Here is an 18,853-nt window from a genome sequence, read left to right on the forward strand (position 1 = left end):
ACCTCGTCCAGAAGTGCATGGACGACTACGACCTCGACGGCTGGCGCACCGGCCGCTGGGCCGAGGACGTCTGACCGCTCCGGTCCAGGACCCGGGGGGGGGGGGGGGGCGCCCCCCCCCCCCCCCCCCCCCCCCCCCCCCCCCCCCCCCCCCCCCCCGGGCCGCCCCCCCCCCCCCCCCCCCGACCCCCCACCGGACGAAGGGAACACCACCCCCACCCACCCACCCACACCCACCCACCGCCCCGCAACAGAAGAACTACACGGCCAGCGGCTCCAGATCACGATGGACGCGACGCTCGTCGCGCGCGAGCCGGGTCAGCCCGTGGTCGTCGCCCAGCTGCCGGGACAGCTCGTCCGCGGTCTCGGCCCGCAGCACCGCGGCCTCGTCCTTGCGGCCGAGCGCGCCGAGCGTGACGGACATGTTGGACGCGACGGCCAGCACCTCGGGGTGGTGCGCGCCCAGCACCTCCCGCAGCGCCGCCACGGTCCGCCGTTCGATCTCCAGCGCCTGGTCGAGCTCGCCGAGGTCGGCAAAGGCGTTGGCGAGGTTGACGGTGCAGAACAGCGCGTGCGGATGGGTGTCGCCGAGCACCTTCCGCATCGCGCCCAGCGCGTTCTGGAGCAACTGTTCCGCGACCTCAGGCGCCCCGCATCCCCACTGGTAGATGCCGAGGTTGTTGAGCGCGGCGAGCGTGTAGGGGTGCCGCTCCCCCGGCACCTTCATGTACTGGTCGACGACCTCCTGCGCCAGGTCCCGGGCGGCGACGGGCTCGCCCGCGGCGTACAGGTCGGCCGCCAGGTTCAGGTCGCAGGCGAGCGAGTCCGGGTTGGCCGATGTGTACTTCGCGCGGTAGCGGTTGCGGGTGGCGGTGGTCAGCCGCCGGGCGTCGTCCAGCTGTCCGGCGCGCCGCAGGGACACGGCGAGGCTCTTCGCCGCGGCGAGGGTGCCGGGGAAGGACCGGCCGAGGGTCGCCTTGTAGCTGGCGTACGTACGGCTGAGCAGCGCCACGGAGTCCTCGTACCGGCCGACCTCCCGCAGGTCGCGGGCGAGCGAGGTGGCCGATGACAGGGTGTACGGGTGGTCGGCGCCGAGCACTTCGGTGCGCCGGTCGAAGACGTCCTGGTCGATCTCGCGGGCGCGGGCGTACTGCCCGACCATCCGCAGGTTCAGCGCCAGGTTGTTGGCGGCGGCGAGGGTCCGCGGGTGCGACTCGTGGAAGATCTGGCTGAAGCCCTCGTGGGCCTCGGTGGCCAGTTCCATGGCCCTGCCGTACTGGCCGAGCGTGCCCAGGTCCATGGCGAGTCCGCTGGTGGTCATGTAGGTGTGCGGATGGGACGGGCCGAGTACGGCGCGCTGCCGCTCCAGGGTGACCTCGTCGAGCTCTCTGGCCTCCACGTAGCGGCCTTGCGAGCGCAGGATGTTGGAGAGGTGGAAGCGCAGGTAGAGGTACTGGATGTCGTCGTCGCCGAGCATGTCGCGCCAGGCTTCGCGCAGGTCGCTGCCGAGGGTCCAGGCGGTCTGCCAGTCGCCGCGCTTCCACAGGTAGCGGACCCGGTCGATGAGCAGCCTGCGGGTCTCCGGTTCCTTGCAGTAGCGGGCCTCGGATGTGGCGAGGTGGGGCCAGATGGTGTTGAAGCGGGGCCAGGTCGACGGGTTGTCGATGGGCTCGTCGTCGTCGGGGCGGGCCCCGGCGAGGACGCGGTGCACGGCGTGCCGGGCCTCCTGCTGTTCCTCGTCGGTGAGCTGGGAGCGGATGACGGCCTGCACGAGCCGGTGGACCTGGATGGAGTTGGAGACCTGGTCGACCTTGGCGAGGGCGAACCGGCCGATCTCCCGGATGATCCGGCCGAGCACCAGTTTCTCCTGGAGCGCGGGGTCGTACGGCTTGAGGGCTTTGATCATCTCCTTGCTGTACAGCAGGTTGGCGTGGATCGGCTCGGGCGCGAAGAACGCGCACAGCTGGAGCAGCCGCACGGCGGCGGGTGAGCGTTCCTTGAGCCGTTCGATGGAGACGTTCCAGGTCGCGGCGACCGGCTCGGGGTAGCCGGCGGGCTGGTTCAGCGCCAGGGTGCTGGCGGCGGCCTGTTCGAGCTGTTCCAGGTAGTCGGAGACGGGGGTCGCGGTCTCCGCGATCCAGGCGGCGGCCTGTTCGACGGCGAGCGGCAGGTCGCCGACGGCGTCGGCGACCTTGTCGGCGTCGTCGGCGCTCAGGCCCCTGGCCCGGCGCTGGAGGTGTTCGATGGACTCCTCGCGCCGGAAGACGTCGACGGGCAGGGCGTCCCCGTACTGCGACCAGGTCTGGTTCCGGGAGGTGACGAGGATGTGGCCGCCGGTCGGGAAGAAGCGTTTGAGCTGGTCGGGGTCGTCGGCGTTGTCGAAGACGAGCAGCCAGCGGTGGGACGGCACGCCGCGCCGCAGCAGGTCGACGGCCTCCTGGGAGGCGGCCGCCATGTCCTCGCCGCCCTGGGCGCCGAGGCGTACGGCGAGTTCGGCGAGGGAGGCGATCACGTCGTCGGTCTGTTCGGCGGACATCCACCAGACGAGGTCGTAGTCGGCCATGAACCGGTGCACGTACTCCAGGGCGACCTGGGTCTTGCCGACGCCGCCGAGTCCGTACAGGGTCTGCGGCTGGGGCAGGACGACGGCCATGCCGCCGCCGAGCTGGTCGCGCATCCGTTCCAGGACGGAGGACCGGCCGGTGAAGCCGGGGTTGCGGGGCGGCGCGTTCCAGATCTTCGGCACGGTGCCCGGGAACCTGGGGCCCGGCGGCACGCCGTCGGTGAGCTGTACGGGCCGGTCGAGGGCGCGGAGCAGGGCGGTGGTGGCGTGGACCTCGTCGAGCCGGAACAGGTCGACGGGGTTGCGGTCGATGTACGGGGTGGTGAGCCGGACGTCGCCGACGCGCAGCGGCAGCAGATGGCGGCGCCCGCCGCCGGGGTCCTCGGCGGCGGCCCGTTCCCAGACCTCGACGGCGCGCGCGGACTTCAGGTAGGCGCTGGAGAGCAGGACGACGGTGCGGGCGGCGTTCTCGGGGGCGTACGCGCCGGCGCCCGGGGTGGTGGCGGGGTCGGCGGACACGTCGCGGGGGACGACCCGGAAGCCGGCGCGGGTGAGGACGGACTCGATCCAGTCGGCCCACATGCGGTTCTCGGCGACGTACGAGAGGAACAGGTCGGCGGGCATGGCGGGCCTGCGCCGGGTGAAGGCGTCCCGGATCCGCAGCCGTACCTCCTCCTCGACGGAGGGCATGGCGGTGACCCGCTGCTCGGTGATGACGGCGGTGAGCCGTTCGAAGGCGGACAGCAGGGAGTTGGCGATGCCGGCGTCGTCGCCGAAGGTGGCGAGGGTCTCCTCGTAGGCGTAGTAGGGCCGGTAGGGGATCTCCACGGCACCCCAGTAGGAGGCGAGTTCCTCGCCCCGCATCCCGGTGGGGAAGCCGTCGAACTTGAGCCGGGCCAGGGCGCGGCCCGCGTCGGCCTTCTCCTTCTCGCCCTCGTCGATGCGCATCGGTACGGGGAAGATGCGGATGCCCCGGCCGCCGTACCGCTCGTCGATCTGGCGGGCGACGGCGGCGGCGCCGTCCATGGACTGGTCGCTGAGCGTGAAGCAGTCGACCAGGACGTCGGGCAGGTGGACGGTGCAGATGTCGGCGATGTCGCTGAGACCGGTGCGGCTGTCGATCAGGACGTAGTCGTAGTTGGCCTTCATGTCGTCGCGGAGGGCGTCGAAGAAGTGCCCGCCGCCGAGCCTGTCGTAGAAGTTGTCCCAGTCGAAGGTGGAGACGGTCGCGGAGTATTCGCGGTTCTGGCGGCCGGCGGAGACGAAGTCGAGGGTGCCGCCGTCGGGGAACTCCCAGCCGAGCGCCTCGGGGGTGAGGGAGACGGCGTGCGGCTGGATACGCGCGTAGTCACGGTGCCAGTCGTCGGGCCGCTGCGCGGGACTGGTGGCGGCCCAGGCGTATTCGGTGATCAGGTCGATGACGCCGGTGGTGGCGCCGAGGGTGGACGGGTCGAGGAAGGGGTGGAAGAAACGGTGCAGGCCGGGGGCTTCCAGGTCCCAGTCGACGGCCAGCACCCGCTTGCCGTTCGCGGCGAGAATCCACGCCGTGTTGGCCAGGGCCATCGTCCGTCCCGTTCCACCCTTGTACGAGTAGAAGGTGACGATGCGTCCATCACGACTGGCTGTCATCCGGGTCCTCCGCATCGGGCGCGATCTCGTGCGTCTCGGGGATGAAGTGCGTGGTGCCGAATTCGCCGGCCATCGGGCCGCGCAGCCTGGGCCGCTCGGTGTGCCGGCCGCCCGCCGGCGGGTACACCGCGGCATGCCTGAGGTACTGCTGCGCGGCGGCCTCCACCACCTGGGGCAGGATCTGGCCGAACGCCTCCATGCTCGGTACGCCCCGGGCGGCGGCACGGCTGGCGGCGCGGCCCTGGCCCATCTTGACCGGCATGGTGTGTTCCAGCGTGTCGGCGAGCTGTGTCTCGGCCGCCCGGCTCTGGTGGTCCATCCGGTTCCAGGGGACGACGACGCTGACCCAGGGGCGGTGTTCGGCGTCGAACGCGGCGAGTCTGCGGCGGCGTTCCTCGTCCTGGAGCGCCCAGCGGTCGACGAGCAGGATCTCGGGGCGACTGGGCGGCTGTTTGCTGTCCAGGGGGACGGTGTCGTGGTCGAAGGAGGAGACGTTCGCCTGGTAGTTGAGGGAGCGGACGAGGTCCTCGGTGACGTAGGCGAGGGGCCGGGACGATTCCGGGTGGTACGGGTTCCAGTCCTGCGGCATCTCGCCGTAGTAGTCGGCCACGCGGCCGTCGGGGAGGTCGTGCCGGGTGGGTGCGGCGACGGTGACCTGGATGGGTCTGGGGCCGCTGCCGGGGGCGCCGAAGGCGCTGGGGACCTGGCGGTAGTCGACGGGGCGGCCGGGGCCGAGGGCGACGCCGTCGGCGACGGAGACGATGCGTTTGGCCAGTTCGTAGACGGCCCGTTCGTACTCCTCGGCGAATATCCGGAGTTTGATCAGTCCGTACAGTCCGTCGGTGACATAGCGGTCGCCGAAATCCCGGTGGTTGAACTGGAGCCGTTCGGCGGGTCCGGGGAGTTGTTCGGGCGGGACGGGTACCCAGAGGGCGGGGACGATGGCGTCCAGGGATCTGTTCTGTTTGGCGCCGTCGTAGATCGCGCGGCGGGCGAAGGCGAACCATTCCTTGCCGCACATCTCGCTGGCGAAGTAGCGCGGCGAGAAGAGGGGGACGAAGACCCGGCAGCTGGCGAGGACTTCGCCGAGCCGTTCCGACCAGCCTTCGCCGGAGCGTATCTCCCGGTCCATGAATCCGGCCGGTGCCCCGGCCGGCAGGTCGGTCATGGCCATCACATGGCCGCATAAGTCGCGGAAGAGCCGCTCGACCCACATGTCGGGGTCCGGACCTCCGGCCTCGTATCTCGGCGTATGCGCGTAACTCAAGAAGAAGTACGGCCGATGGTCCGCCGCTCGCTGCTGCGATGACGCGTGCACGCGACCCCCGTCCTGCTGTGAACGCTCGTATCCGGATGGGAAGGATACGTCTCATCAATCATTCCGGAGCAGGGTTCGCTCCACGTCCGCGACGTTCAGTCATTCAACGCCGCTTTTCAGTCATCGTCGGTCTCCGGCCTCTTTCCGCAGCCCGGCCAGCAGGAGTTTGCCGCTGACGGTGAGCTCGGCCGCGTGCTCCAGCAGGTCCAGCGCGCGGGCCGCGTGATCGGCATGGCCGGGTTCGTACGCCGCGAGGCCGACGCGCTCGTCCGCCCCGGCCAGCAGCACGGAGACGGGGACGGGCTCCTCCTGCCACGGCGCCGGGTGGAGCCAGCCGCCGTCCAGCGCGTACAGGTCCGTGACGTCCAGCAACGCCCGCAGCCTGGCGCGCCGCAGGCCGCGCAGCAGGGCCCGCGCCAGCGTGGCGGGGTCGCCGTGGAGGGGGACGCCGAGCGCGCCGACGGCGTGGCGGCCGACGGAGGCGTCCCCACCGGTCAGCGGGGTGAGCGTGGTGAGCAGCGCCGCGGCATCGGCGGCCTGGGCCGGGACGGTGTCCCGCAGCAGCGCCCAGGCGGCGTCGAGCCGGGCGGCCCAGTCGGCGGCCCGCGCGTCGGTGAGCCGGCCCGCTTCGCGGCTGTCGTGGCACGCGCGGTACGGGTCGAGGTCGTCGACGACGAAGGCTCCGGCGTGCCGCAGCGGCAGCCATCCGGGCCCCGGGCCGTCGTCCGGCGCGATGTGCCGTTCGGCGCCGGACGCCCGTACCAGGAACCCGGTGCCGGTGGCCCGCACCTCGACGGGGCCTTCGCCGCCGGGCAGCAGGACCGTGCCGAGGGTGGGCAGGTGGAGGGCTCCGCCGTCGTGGGGCACCCGGACCGGGAGGTCGAGTCCGCCCCGTACCGCGGCCGCCGCGACGTACCTGCCGAGGTGCCGTGCCGGGGCGGGGCGGCCCTGGCTCAGGGCGTCGAGGCAGTCCAGCAGCCAGGTGCGGGTGTAGGGGTGGGCGAGTACGTCGTCCAGCGCGTCCGTCCGCCGTTCCACGGTGCCCGCGGACTCCCATGCCTCGGCCCAGTCGTCGCCGCCGCGCCCGTCGAGCGCGCTGTGCAGCTCGGCGAGCAGGACGCGGGTCAGGTCGTGCTGCTCGTCGGTGAGCGCGCCGGGGTCGGTGACCGAGGGGGACGCGAGGCGGACGGCGGTGCGGTCCTCGATGCCGCGCACCAGCGCCTCCAGGTCGGCGCAGTAGACCGACGGGTTGTCGAAGCCGGCGGCGGCGCTGTAGCGGTGGGTGTAGAGGCCGCCGCCGCAGGAGCGGACGACGGGGCAGCGGCGGCAGGTGTCGCCGACGCCGGCGAGGCCGAGTTGGCGGGCCCGGACGCCGGGGTGGGCGGCGACCTCGTCGAGGGAGTGGTCGAAGACGTTGTATCCGGTGGCGGCGGCGCCGTCGTAGGCGCTCTTGAGGGAGTCGACCTGTTCGAGGGTGCCGTCGGTCTCGATGACCACGAGGTCGGTCGGTGCCAGGCCGAGGGACTCGGTGAGGCTGGGCCCGCCGCTCAGGGTGGAGAGCACCGATGCGAAGAGCCGGACGGGCACGGGCCGCCCCTGGGCGTCCCAGCGGTCGAAGACGGCGAGGATCCAGTCGGCGTACGCGGTGGCCGAGCCGTCGGGACGGGGAGGCGGGGCCTCCCAGGTGGCGTGCGGCAGCAGGAAGTCGATGCGCGGCGGGTCGAGCGCGGTGAGCGCGTCGTAGACCGCGACCGGGTCGTTGGCGACGTCGATGGTGCACAGGAGACCGAGGTCGAGATGGCGGTAGCGCTCCTCGTGGAGCAGTTCGACGGCCCGGAGGACGAGCGGATGGCTGCTGCGGCCGTCGGCGAAGCGGCGGTGGCGGTCGTTGGCGGTCTTGTCGCCGTCGAGGGAGACGCCCACCTTGACGCCGTACTCGTCGAAGAGATCGAGGTAGCGGGGGCTGAGTTGCAGGCCGTTGGTGTGGATCCGCAGGTCGAGGTCGGTGACGGGATCCAGGGCCCGGCGGAGTTCGGCGCACACGCGGCGCAGTCGCGCGGGACCGGCCAGCAGGGGCTCCCCTCCGTGCAGGATCACTGACACGGAGGGCAGGGCATGGTTCTCGGCATGCTCGGCCAGTCGCAGAGCTGCCTGGGAAATCGCCTCGTCAGAGATCGCCTTCGGGCGGGTACGCCAGCTCTGATCTGCGTGTTCGTAGATATAGCAATGGTCACAGGCGAGATCACATCGGCTGTGGACCTTGAGAACGATCTCTCGGAATGGGGCCAGTGGGCCGGTCATTCCACCAGTCTAGAGCCGGTTCAGAGCGCGGAGTTGAACGTCGAGACCCGCGGTGTGCGGTCGTCACCGGCGGGCAGGACACGGCTGAGCTTCTTGGCGGCGTCCGCCCCCCGTACGTCGATCTCGGCGAGGGGGACACGGTTCTTCTTCGCACCGGCGAAGGTCACAGAAGTCTGAAAGCTCACGGCGGCCGTCCTTGAGGAAGTGGGTCGATCTGCGGAACCGCACCGTTGCAGTGTCGGCGGCACGACTTTACTCTCGTGGCCACCTACAGCAAATCAGCGCAAGGGGATGAATCAAAAGCGTTGCGCCAGTATTCCCCGACCCACCCGGAACAAGCCATTCCATCGAAAGAGTGACGACAAAATCGCAGACGGGGGTGCGGATGGCCGGGTATCAGGGCCCACTCCAGAGCATGGTGTTCCGAAACGCGGATCTTCCGCCACTGTTCCACCGGACCGACGAGATAGCCGTCTCCCGGCAGCGTGAGGCGGTCCAGGCCACCCGCCTCCAGCTGCTGCTTCTCGTCCTGGGAGCCTGCCTGGCCGCCGTGCCGGGCGGCTGGCGGATCGGGAGCACGTTCCAACTCGCGGGCGCGCTGGGCGCGTCGGCGTACGCGGGTGTGCTGCTGGTCACCTATCGCGCCTCACGGCGCCGAGCAAAGTCGCACTGGCAACTGAACCGCTCAGCAGCGGAGTTCATCAAGTCCATGTCGTGGCGGTACGCGGTGCACGGATCGCCTTTCGAGGCCGACTCCCCCGACGCGGACGGGGTTTTCCTCGCGCGACTCGAGGAGGGCCTCGGCGAGCTGCGGAAGGTCGGCTGGCACGATCCACGGGAGGCGGAGAAGGCGACCGGGGTGGAACTCATCACCCCGGCCATGCGGATGCTGCGCGGCAAGCCCTTCCGGGTACGCAAGGAGACGTACGTCAGGGACCGGCTGATCGAGCAGCGCAACTGGTACCACAGGCGGGCCGTGGTGTCGCGCCGGGCGACCGCGCTCTGGTCCGCGTCGACCGTCGCGCTCACCCTGCTGGCCCTGCTCCTCGGGGTGCTCCAGACCTTCTCGGTCGGTGAGGCGCCACGGCTGGCCGGGCTGCTGTCCGCCGCGGCCGCGTCCGGTGTCGCGTGGAGCGAGATCCGCCGCCACCAGCCGCTGATAGCCGCCCACTCGCTGGTGGAGGAGGACCTGGCGGCGCTGCACACGGCGATGGAGACGATGGTGACCGACGAGACCTGGTCGGCGGCGGTGTACGAGACCGAGCGCATCGTCTCGCCCCAGCACACCGACTGGCTGGTCCAGCACCGCAGATAGCCCGGACCGGGGGCGGCACGGTGCCGGGAACGGCACGGCGCGGTGCCGGGGCGGTCAGGCGCGTTCGACACCGTCGCGCCAGATGACCGTCACCGGTTTGCCGAGGGCACGGGCGTAGCGCACGATGTCGCCCGTGCCGCCGAGCCCCCGGGCCGGCCGGCCGTCCCAGACGGCCAGCAGCCGGTCGCAGTGGTCGGCGATGTAGGCGCCGGCCGCGTAGTACGCCTCGTCGGTGGAGTGCGGGAACGCCATGCGCACCTCGCGCGAGGCGCGCGCCTTGAGGCATCGGTAGCGGGCGAGTTCGGCGGGGTCGGTGAAGCCTTCCTCGTAGTCGCCGCTGGGGACGACCACCGTCAGTTCGGCGCCGCTGGCCAGGGCGGCGTCCGCGAAGAGCGTGTCGGCGCCGACTGCCAGGCTGGAGAGGGCTTCGAGGGAGCCCTCATGGCCGTCGAAGACCGCGAGGATGGCGGCGCGCACGTACGACTGCAGTGCGGCGGGGATGTGCCTGTGACCGGTCACTCCGATGCGTTTCATCCGTCCCCGCTCTCCTGTGGCCGACCGCTCTCACATCCTCTCGAACGCGGTCAGCAGTCGAACCCCCGCCGCGGCGGGCGGGGGTTCGACGTGACCCGGTCTGTCCGTGCCGGCGGCCGGGCGGTGCGTCCGCCCGTGTCAGTAGATGTCGACCCCGTACGCGCGCAGGGCCTCGGGGACCGGCTGGTAGAAGGTGGTGCCGCCGGTACGGCAGTTGCCGCTGCCGCCGGAGGTCAGGCCGATGGCCAGGCCGCCGGAGTAGAGCGGTCCGCCGCTGTCGCCGGGTTCGGCGCAGACGTTGGTACGGATCATGCCGCGGACGATGTCGCCGCCGCCGTAGTTGACCGTGGCGTTGAGGCCGGTCACCGTGCCGCTGTGGGTGCCGGTGGTGGAGCCTCGGCGGGTGACGGACATGCCGACGCGCGCGTCACCGGCGGCGGTGATGTCCACGTTCCCGACGGTTCCGGGCCTGGTGATGTCCGCGTTGGAGTAGCGCACGATGCCGTAGTCGTTGCCGGGGAAGCTGGAGCCGGCGGTCGGTCCGAGGACGGTGCTCCGGCCGGAGTTGGCGTACCAGGTGCCGGCGCCGTCCGTGCAGTGACCGGCCGTCAGGAAGTACTCGGCGCCGGACCTGTCGCGGACGTTGAAGCCGAGGGAGCAGCGCCAGCTGGTGGCGTACACGGCGTCGCCGCCCGAGATGTACGGGGAGAAGGTTCCGGGGGTGCGTTCGATACGCAGCGCCGCGGCGTTGGCGCCGGCCTGTCGCTTGATCCGGGCGATGTCGGCCCGGGAGACGGTCGAGTCGGCCGTCACGACCAGGGTTCCGGTCGTGTCGTCCACGTGCCAGGCGGTGCCCGCGACGTCGGCGGCGAGGACGGCGGAGCCCGCGGCGGACAACTGGGCGGCGCTGAACGTCTTCGGCGCGTCGGCGTTCGCGGCGGGTACCGCGAGGGTCGCCGCGGCGGCGGCGAGACCGGCGGCGACGGCTATGAGCCGGCTCCGTCCGGCCGTGCCTCTGCGGGGGGTCGTGCGCTTGATCCTCACGTTCGTTCCTCCCGAGGGGAATCGGGGGCCCGCCGTGGGGTGCCGGGCCCGGTGAGGCGCAGCCGGGGGCACTCGGCACACGGCGGCCCCCGACAAGCGCTGCTCGGGAGTATTGGCACGGTCAACCGGCCGCGCAAGGGGGCCTACCGGCCGGATCCGTTCCCTTCGACACGGCGCTCGCCCGCCGGGACGGCGACCGGGAGGGTGTTGCCCGGAGGCGGGAAGGGACAGATGAAGTGGTCGGCGAAGGCGCACGGCGGCAGCAGTGTGCGGTTGAAGTCGACCGTGACGGTGCCGGTGGGGGCCGGTGGGGTGGGGCGCAGGAACCGGAAGCGGTAGCTGCCGTGGCCGCTGGTGGCGTCGGCGAACACGGCCCACAGCGAGCCGTCCTCCTCCACGGCGACGCGGAGTGTGTGTTCGGTTCCGTCGAGCGTGAAGGCCAGTTCGCCGGCGAGGCCGAGGCCGCGTTCCCGCCCGTCGGCGTTCTCGACGCGCACGCTGAGGGCCCGCTCGTACGGGTGGAAGGTCCCGGGCACCACCCAGCGCGGGTCGTACGGTGTGGCCTCGATGCCCGTGAAGGCGCGCCGCGCCGGCGCGTCGGGGTCGAAGTCGCGTACCGCCCACCGCCCCTCGCGGCGCAGGACCACCAGCCGCCGTCCGGCGGCCGCTACCCGGGACTCGGGGATGGGGGTGTGGTCGGCGGTCAGCCGGACGTCACCGGCCAGCGGGCGGCCGTCCACGGTGACGCCGTCCGACGCCCGGGCGCTGAGGACGACCTCGTCGCCGTCCTCGCGCCAGGTGCCCGGCACGCCGGGGACGACGCCCTCCGGGTGGTCGGCGAGCCAGTGGGTGCCGGTGAGGGAGAGCGGGCCGTATGGCGCCGAAACCTGGGCGGTGCGCCACGCGTGCCAGTTCTTCCAGTCCTGCTCGGGGTCGCTGCTCATGCGGTCCAGCGTCGCACACGGGCCGGGCGCCCCGGGGGTGCGACGTCTCAGCTGTCGCAACAGCAGCACTCGCAGACGTCGCAGGCGTCGTCCGCGTTGCGGCAGGAGCCCTTGCGCCTCTTACGGGACCAGGGGCCCTCGTACTCCTTGGCGCAGCAGATGCGGCAGGTGCAGAACAGCCAGGTGAAGGCGGCGCAGCCGGCCAGGAGGCCGCGCGGCGGCTTGCGCCGGGGCTGTTCGCCGCCGAAGCCCGGCGGCAGCCCGCCGGGACCCCCCGGACCGCCGGGGCCGCCCGGCTGCCCGCCCCCGTACGGGCCGCCGTGCGGGCCCCCGTACGGGCCGGAGGCGCCTCCCTGATGGGGGCCTCCCTGATGGGGGCCTCCCTGGTAGGGGTTGCCCGGCGGGGGTGTGCCCTGCCAGCCGCCGTGCCCCTGGTGCGCGCACGTCGTCGTGGCGAACGCCCGGTCCACCGACCGCCGCAGCTCGTGCGCGAGCAGCGTGTGCAGCAGCCGGTCGTCGGTGAACTCCGCGTCCCCCAGCGCGAGCCTGATGCCGTGCACCGCGTCGTCCGCGAGCCGCCGCGCCTCGGCCAGGGAGGTGCCGGTAGCGGTGAGGGGGTTCCAGGCGCCGGACGCGGCGTCGGCCTCCAGGTCCTCCACGGCGTCCAGCAGGTGCGCGAGCCGCCCGAAGAGCCGTCCCGCCTCGCTGAGCGGTGCCACGTTCCCCGGCCTGCCGGCGAGGACGGCGGTGTGGGCGAAGGCCGCCGCGGTGGCCGTCTCGGTGGGCTCGGTCACCGTCAGCAGAGGGGTGCCCAGCCGGGCCGCCGCCTCGATGCCCGGCTGCCGGTCCACGGCGTCGACGAGGAGGGCGGTGTCGAAGCCGAGCTCCCGCCCGGCCCGGGCCCCCGCCCGGTCCCAGCGGTGCGCGACGCGGCGGGCGGCGGCCGCCATGGGGCGGCGGGCCAGCAGCCCGTCGCCGTCGGCGACATGGTCACGTACCTTCGCCGACGCGAGGACCAGGGAGACGGCCGCGGCGAGCCGTGCGCCCTCGCCCCGGGCGACCGGCGCGGTGCGCAGGGCTCGCAGGGGGCAGGGTCCGGCCGTGCGCCTGGCGGCGCGGTCCGGGGCGCACTGAGCCTCCGTCAGAACCGAGACGATGAGGCCGTCGTAGTTGGTCGCGACCCGGGCGAACTGGCCGTGGTCGGCGCGAAGTGCCAGGCAGAGCCCGCAGAGATGGGCCATCCACTCGGTCTTGAGCCCGTGGGTGAGCCGGTGCGAGCAGGGCCTGACGATTCCGAACACGGCGTTCCCCCGGGAGTCGTTCGATGGTGCGCCGGGCATCGTACCGAGCGTGGTTCGTTCACCCATACGCCTCCTCGCTCACCCATCCGGGCTGAATTTCATATTTGAGTTACGGAAGAGGCCTCCCAGGGCCCCTACGTGGGAAGAACCTTGACGAATCGCCACATCTTCTGCACCAGTACCGTCACGAAACCCTCGCGCGGCGACTATCCACTTGGCGCGCGATCCGGATGATGGACGACCATAGGCAACAGCGGAACCACAAGTGACCGCGACGAAAGGAGGCGTCCATGGGATCGGTGCGCAAGGCGAGTGCCTGGCTGGGACTCGTCGAGGACAACGACGAGCGCTACTACGACGACGAGTACGCCGAGGGTGACCGCAACGGCGACGCCTGGGTGACCGACCCGCGCGTACGGGTCGCCTCCGAGAGCGCCGCCGAGGAGGGCCGCCGGATCGCCACGGTCTCCCCCGACGGCTTCCGGGACGCCCGCACCATCGGCGAGCTGTTCCGGGACGGCGTCCCCGTGATCATGAACCTCACCTCCATGGAGCCCTCCGACGCCAAGCGTGTCGTCGACTTCGCGGCCGGTCTGACCTTCGGCCTGCGGGGTTCCATCGAGCGCGTGGCCACCCGGGTCTTCCTGCTGACGCCCGCGGACACGGAGATCGTCAACGGGGAGCCCGGGGGCCGCGCCGAGGACGGCTTCTTCAACCAGAGCTAGGGGTGCCCCGGCGGACGCCTCACCGGAAGGCGTCGAGCCCGGTGAGCGCCTTGCCCAGCACCAGCTGGTGCATTTCGACGGTGCCCTCGTAGGTGAGCACCGATTCGAGGTTCGTCGCGTGCCGCATGACGGGGTATTCGAGGGAGATCCCGTTGGCACCGAGGATCGTGCGGGCGGTACGGCAGATCTCGATCGCCTCCCGCACGTTGTTCAGCTTGCCGAAACTGACCTGCTCGGGACGCAGGCGCCCCGCGTCCATCCGCCGCCCGAGATGATGGGCGAGCAGGACGCCCTTGTGCAGTTCCACCGCCATGTCGGCCAGCTTGGCCTGGGTGAGCTGGAAGCCGCCGATGGCCCGGCCGAACTGCTCCCGGACGCGCGCGTAGTCGAGCGCGGCCTCGAACGACGCCCGCGCGGCGCCCATCGCGCCCCAGACGATGCCGTAGCGGGCATGGGACAGACAGCTGAGCGGGCCCTTCAGCCCCGTGACACCGGGCAGCACGGCGTCGGCGGGCAGCCGCACGTCGTCCATGACCAGTTCGCTGGTGACGCTCGCGCGCAGCGACCACTTGTGCCTGATCTCGGGGGCCGAGAAGCCGGGAGTGTCCGTCGGCACGGCGAAGCCGCGGATCGCGCCCCCTTCCTCGTCGGACGTACGCGCCCACACCACGGCGACGCCCGCGACCGAACCGTTGGTGATCCACATCTTGCGGCCGTTGAGCACCCAGTCGGTGCCGTCCCGCCTGGCGTACGTCCGCATCCCCGCCGGGTCGGAACCGTGGTCCGGTTCGGTGAGCCCGAAGCAGCCGATGGTCTCGCCCGCCGCCATGGAGGGCAGCCAGCGCCGCTTCTGCTCCTCGCTGCCGAACCGGTGGATGGCGTACATGGCGAGCGAGCCCTGGACGGAGACGAGGGAGCGGATGCCGGAGTCGGCGGCCTCCAGCTCCAGACAGGCCAGTCCGTACTGGACGGCGCTCGCGCCGGCGCAGCCGTACCCCTCCAGCGACATGCCGAGCGCGCCGAGCGCGCCGAGCTCGCGGGCGAGGTCGCGGATGCCGGGCAGCTCGCCCTTCTCGTACCAGTCGGCGATGTGCGGCAGCACCCGGTCGGCGGCCCATTCGCGGACGGTGTCGCGGACGGCGAGGTCCTCCGGGTCGAGCAGATCGTCGATGCCCAGGGGGTCCCGGGGGTCGAACGGCGGGAGCTTCGGGGGTGCGGACATAGGGGCCTCCGGCTGCGGGCCCACCACTGAAACTAGCGGTGGTAGTTACGACTCGGGCCGACGTTACGGCTCAGTGTGCCGCGCGTCCAGAGCGTGCCGTCTCGGCCGGTTCACGACGCGCCGGAACCCGCGCGTCCGGGACGACGACCACGGACTCCACCGCCCGCGCCCCCTCCATGGCCTCCATGACGTCCGCCTCGTCGCACCCGTCGGCCGGCGTCTCCATCACGCGCGGCAGCCGCAGCGCCATCAGCGCCCCGAGCAGCAGCAGCCCCGCGCTGACGAGCAGCGTGACGTGCAGGCCGTGCACGAACGCGTGGCGCGCCGCCGAGCGCAGCGCGTCCCCGGCGGCGCCGCCGAGCTGGGCGGCCACCTGGTACGCCTCGCCGAGCGAGTTCGCCGCCGCCGCGCCCGAAGCGGCCGGAACGCCCGGCACACCGGCGAGTCCCGGCGCGTACGCGGCGTTCATGACGCTGCCGAGCAGGGCGATGCCCATGCCGGCGCCGAGCTGGTAGGAGGTCTCGCCGATCGCGGCGGCGCCGCCCGCGCTGTCTGCGGGCGCCTCGCTGAGCATCGACTCGTACGCCGCGAACAGCGTCGTCTGGAGCCCGAACCCGAGCAGGACGAATCCGGCGGTGAGGAGCACGGGCCGGTCGTGGTGGCCCATCGGCACCAGCAGCAGCACGGCCGCCGCCGTCAGCACGAAGCCCCAGCCGACCATCCGGCGGGGACCGAGCCGGGACAGCGTGTACGAGCCGGTGGCGCCCGCGGCCATCGCGGCGAACGTCAACGGCAGCAGCCGCAGGCCCGTCTCCAGCGGGCTGAGGTCCAGGACCAGTTGCAGGTACTGGACGGCGATGAGCTCCAGGCCGACCAGGGCCAGCATGGCGAGGACGATGCAGCCGACCGACGTCGTGAACGCGGCCCGCGAGAACAGCCGCATGTCGATCAGCGGATGCGTGTGGCGCCTCTGCCGCCGTACGAAGAGGACCAGCAGGAGCGCGCCCACGAGCAGCGGACCGGCGGTGGCCGGGCCGAGCAGGTACTCGCCGGCACCGGCCCGCTTGACGCCGAGGACCACGCCGAGGACTCCGGCCGCCGCCATCAGCGCGCCGAGCACGTCCCACGGGCCGTCGCCGCTGCCCTTGGACTCGGGCAGCAGCCAGCGGCCGACCGGCAGTATCAGCGCCATCAGCGGGATGTTGATCAGGAAGACCGAGCCCCACCAGAAGTGCTGGACGAGGAAGCCGCCCAGCACGGGGCCGGTTGCGGCGCCGACGGCGGCGACGGCCGTCCAGACGCCGATGGCCGTGGCCCGCTCACGCCGGTCGGGGAAGACGGCACGGAGGATGGAGAGCGTCGCCGGCATGATCATCGCGCCGCCGACGCCGAGCATCGCCCGTGCGGCGATCAGGACGGCCGGCGTGTCGGCGAGCGCCGCGACCGCGGACGCCACGCCGAACAGGGCGTACCCGGCGAGCAGGACACGCCGCCGCCCGATCCGGTCACCGAGCGTGCCGAACAGGATCAGCAGCGAGGCGCACACGAGGGGGTAGGCGTCGACGATCCACAGCAGCGCCGTCGAGCTCGGGCGGAGGTCCTCGGTGACGGCCGGCACGGCGACGTGCAGGACGGTCGCGTCGAGGGCGACGAACAACAGGCTGACGCAGAGGACGAGAAGGACGACCCACCGGTTGGTACCGCCGCCGGTGGTACTCGGCCGTGCTCCGGCCGTGGTCGTCCCGGTCATGTACGTACCTCCCGCTGGATCTCTCGCACTCGGTGGGCGCCGGCCGCGGAGGGGACGTTCCACGGGGCGGCCCGGCCTCTGGGGTCCCCCGGGCCGAACACGGTCGAAGCCTGGAGGAGGGCGAGTGAACCGTCAGCCTACGTGAGGTCAGGCCGGTGATGGGTGGCCGATCTCTCACCCGAACGGGCCCACTCGTGTGGCGTACGACACGCCGGGCCGTGCGCGCGGCGCGGGACGCCCGGCCCGGCGGGCGCGCCGGGCGGCCGGGCCGACACGCCGGCGCGGGGCCCCGGCCCCGGCGCGTACGCCGGTCGAATTCCCGCGCCCCGCCCGCGCAGACCATTTCCTCGACAGACAAACACACTTACGACTAGCGGCACTCGCGGCAATAGGGGCACGGCGTCGCCCAGCTTTTTGGATAAGCACGGAATAAGCACGCTCCGATACCCACTCCACATCACATCGTCATCACAAAGAGACCGGATCGGCCTGGCCCGACACTCACTCCCTGTAACGTCGATTGGGTGCGTACCGACATCTTTGCCCGACTGGACCGGGAGCCGGAACCGCCGAAGATTGAGATCCCGCGGATGAGCCGCACCCGTCTCGCCCTCTTCGGCGGGACGTCGGCGTTCTACGCCGCCATCGTGGTGGCGGTGCTCGCCTCGTCCTGGCTGGTCCTCATCGACTGGAAGGTCATGCTCTTCCGGCCCTACCAGCAGTGGCCGGAACTGCACGCCCCTCTGGACTACTTCGTGGTGCTCGGCCAGCGCGGCCCGACCGCCGTGATGGTCGCGGCGTGGCTCGGCTGGCGGTCGTGGCGACAGCACACCCTGCGCCCCCTGCTGGTGCTGGGCACGGCACTCCTGCTGCTCAACGTGACGGTGGGTGCCGTCAAGATCGGCCTGGGCCGGCTCGGCCCCCACTACGCGACGCAGATCGGCTCGGCCGAGCTCTTCGCCGGCGGCGATATATTTCCTTCCGGACATACCGCCAACGCCGTGGTGACCTGGGGCATCCTCTCCTACCTGGCCACCACTCCGCGGGCCCGCCGCTATCTGTCGGCGCTGTCGGCCGTGGTCGCCCTCGGGGTCGGCCTGACCACCGTCTACCTCGGAACACACTGGCTGACCGATGTCCTGCTGGGCTGGGCCGCGGGTCTGCTCATCCTGCTGGGGCTGCCCTGGTGCGAGCCGCTGATCGCCCGTGCCGAGGCCCTGGTCTTCGCCGTGCGCGAGCAGCTGCGGACGCGCCGCGCGCCGGTTCCGGCGCCGGTCACCGCCGGTGGGCCGCCGCCCGCCATGTACCCGCAGCGAGCGCCGCTCACGGGTGACGCCGCGGTGTGCGCGTCGGTCCGGGAGGCCGAACCCGTGGGCGCGGGCGGCGGGCACACGCCCGGGGTCCGGGCCACGATCACCCAGCCCCGTACGCACCACGCGATCGTGCGCTCCGAGCGGACACCGGTCACCCCGGCGGGCAGCCGCAGGCCCCCTCGGTCCCGTCCGCTCACGGGCGGCTGACCCCCGGGGGACGACACGGCATGGCGAAGGCCCCGGCTCTCCGGCCGGGGCCTTCGGCGTGCCGGGGGGCTTCGGCGTGCCGGGGGCCTTCGGCGTGTCAGCCGATCCAGCAGCGCCGCACGGTGTGGTGGTCCACCTCGAAGTTGATGCGCCCGGCTACGTACTCCAGCGTGATGACGGAGCCGGGCGGGAGCGAGCGGATCGTGGTCCAGCCCCGGGAGCGGGCCCGCCGCTCGGCGTCGCTGTCGTTCAGGCCGATGTACGTGTCGGGGCTGTCGTCGGGCTGCGGGGGGCGGTTCGGCAGGGGTCCCATGGGATCACCGTAGGCGGGTGCGGGCGGTGACGGAAGCCGGGCCCGGCACAGGACCGGACCATGGTCGCATACACCGGCCGTCACACTTGTGTCACAGGATCACGACACGCGCGCGACAGCGGCTTCGTCACTCCCGCAGCCGCTCACAGCCCTTTCCCGGGAAATGCGCAGACGCTCTTCCGGCCCCATTCCACACCCCCGGGAAACCCTCTCGAAGCCCCGTCGAACCTCCCGGGAATTACCTCGGCGCGCGGCATGAAAAGGGCCGGGTCCACCGGTATTTCACGAGCCCTTCGCATAATTCCCACAATGCCGGACGGCGTGAACGCGCCCTGTCAGGTCGGCCGGACCGCGAGCATCGTGTGGCGCAGCCCG

Annotated in this window: 14 protein-coding genes; 3 read left to right on the plus strand and 11 right to left on the minus strand. The window is 72.2% G+C overall.

Annotation, left to right across the window (positions count from 1 at the left end; genetic code table 11):
• Positions 1-258 precede the first annotated feature (258 nt).
• From fxsT to fxsA, 4 genes are all read right to left on the minus strand, one after another.
• A complete protein-coding gene (fxsT, locus tag ACGF5U_RS31020; protein WP_392715408.1) occupies positions 259-4,191 on the minus strand; it encodes an FxSxx-COOH system tetratricopeptide repeat protein in 3,933 nt (1,310 codons plus the stop codon).
• A complete protein-coding gene (fsxC, locus tag ACGF5U_RS31025) occupies positions 4,175-5,509 on the minus strand; it encodes an FxsC protein (RefSeq protein WP_392715409.1) in 1,335 nt (444 codons plus the stop codon). Before fsxC ends, fxsT begins: the two co-directional genes overlap by 17 nt.
• A gap of 120 nt (positions 5,510-5,629) precedes the next feature.
• Positions 5,630-7,810 (minus strand): radical SAM/SPASM protein FxsBH, inactivated beta-hydroxylase extension form, encoded by a 2,181-nt coding sequence (gene fxsBH, locus ACGF5U_RS31030; protein WP_392715410.1) that lies wholly within the window; start codon positions 7,808-7,810, stop codon positions 5,630-5,632.
• A gap of 20 nt (positions 7,811-7,830) precedes the next feature.
• Positions 7,831-7,995, minus strand: coding sequence for an FxSxx-COOH cyclophane-containing RiPP peptide (gene fxsA / locus ACGF5U_RS31035; RefSeq protein ID WP_392715411.1), 165 nt, complete (start codon positions 7,993-7,995; stop codon positions 7,831-7,833).
• Positions 7,996-8,225: 230 nt separating this feature from the next.
• Between fxsA and ACGF5U_RS31040 the strand changes: the two genes are divergently transcribed.
• Complete coding sequence (locus tag ACGF5U_RS31040) at positions 8,226-9,125, plus strand: DUF4231 domain-containing protein (RefSeq protein WP_392715412.1); 900 nt, start codon at positions 8,226-8,228, stop codon at positions 9,123-9,125.
• 54 nt (positions 9,126-9,179) lie between these two features.
• Here ACGF5U_RS31040 and ACGF5U_RS31045 read toward each other — a convergent pair whose 3' ends face one another.
• The 4 genes from ACGF5U_RS31045 to ACGF5U_RS31060 form a co-directional block, all read right to left on the minus strand.
• Positions 9,180-9,659, minus strand: a complete 480-nt coding sequence (locus ACGF5U_RS31045; protein WP_392715413.1) for a hypothetical protein — start codon at positions 9,657-9,659, stop codon at positions 9,180-9,182.
• Between the two features lie 138 nt (positions 9,660-9,797).
• The gene (locus ACGF5U_RS31050) at positions 9,798-10,703 is read right to left on the minus strand and encodes a S1 family peptidase (protein ID WP_392715414.1); all 906 of its coding nucleotides are present in this window, start codon (positions 10,701-10,703) and stop codon (positions 9,798-9,800) included.
• Positions 10,704-10,846: 143 nt separating this feature from the next.
• Positions 10,847-11,647 (minus strand): DUF1684 domain-containing protein, encoded by an 801-nt coding sequence (locus ACGF5U_RS31055; RefSeq protein ID WP_392715415.1) that lies wholly within the window; start codon positions 11,645-11,647, stop codon positions 10,847-10,849.
• A 47-nt stretch (positions 11,648-11,694) separates the two neighbouring features.
• Positions 11,695-12,948, minus strand: a complete 1,254-nt coding sequence (locus ACGF5U_RS31060) for a DUF5685 family protein (protein WP_392715478.1) — start codon at positions 12,946-12,948, stop codon at positions 11,695-11,697.
• Between the two features lie 290 nt (positions 12,949-13,238).
• Between ACGF5U_RS31060 and ACGF5U_RS31065 the strand changes: the two genes are divergently transcribed.
• The gene (locus ACGF5U_RS31065; protein WP_392715416.1) at positions 13,239-13,673 is read left to right on the plus strand and encodes a cell division protein SepF; all 435 of its coding nucleotides are present in this window, start codon (positions 13,239-13,241) and stop codon (positions 13,671-13,673) included.
• Between the two features lie 19 nt (positions 13,674-13,692).
• Here ACGF5U_RS31065 and ACGF5U_RS31070 read toward each other — a convergent pair whose 3' ends face one another.
• Both ACGF5U_RS31070 and ACGF5U_RS31075 read right to left on the minus strand, forming a co-directional pair.
• On the minus strand, positions 13,693-14,895 hold the full coding sequence (locus tag ACGF5U_RS31070) for an acyl-CoA dehydrogenase family protein (protein ID WP_392715417.1): 1,203 nt from the start codon (positions 14,893-14,895) through the stop codon (positions 13,693-13,695).
• A gap of 70 nt (positions 14,896-14,965) precedes the next feature.
• Positions 14,966-16,645, minus strand: a complete 1,680-nt coding sequence (locus tag ACGF5U_RS31075; protein ID WP_392715418.1) for an MFS transporter — start codon at positions 16,643-16,645, stop codon at positions 14,966-14,968.
• A 524-nt stretch (positions 16,646-17,169) separates the two neighbouring features.
• Between ACGF5U_RS31075 and ACGF5U_RS31080 the strand changes: the two genes are divergently transcribed.
• Positions 17,170-18,165 carry a phosphatase PAP2 family protein gene (locus ACGF5U_RS31080; protein ID WP_392715419.1) on the plus strand — a complete coding sequence of 332 codons (996 nt, stop codon included), beginning with the start codon at positions 17,170-17,172 and terminating at the stop codon, positions 18,163-18,165.
• A 97-nt stretch (positions 18,166-18,262) separates the two neighbouring features.
• On the opposite strand, the gene ACGF5U_RS31085 is transcribed toward ACGF5U_RS31080, so the two are convergent.
• Entirely contained in the window at positions 18,263-18,478 is a 216-nt protein-coding gene (locus ACGF5U_RS31085; protein WP_392715420.1) for an I78 family peptidase inhibitor, read from the minus strand.
• Between the last annotated feature and the right edge of the window lie 375 nt (positions 18,479-18,853).

Source organism: Streptomyces sp. NPDC047886 (genome assembly GCF_043204435.1).
In the GTDB taxonomy this organism is placed as follows: Bacteria; Actinomycetota; Actinomycetes; order Streptomycetales; family Streptomycetaceae; genus Streptomyces.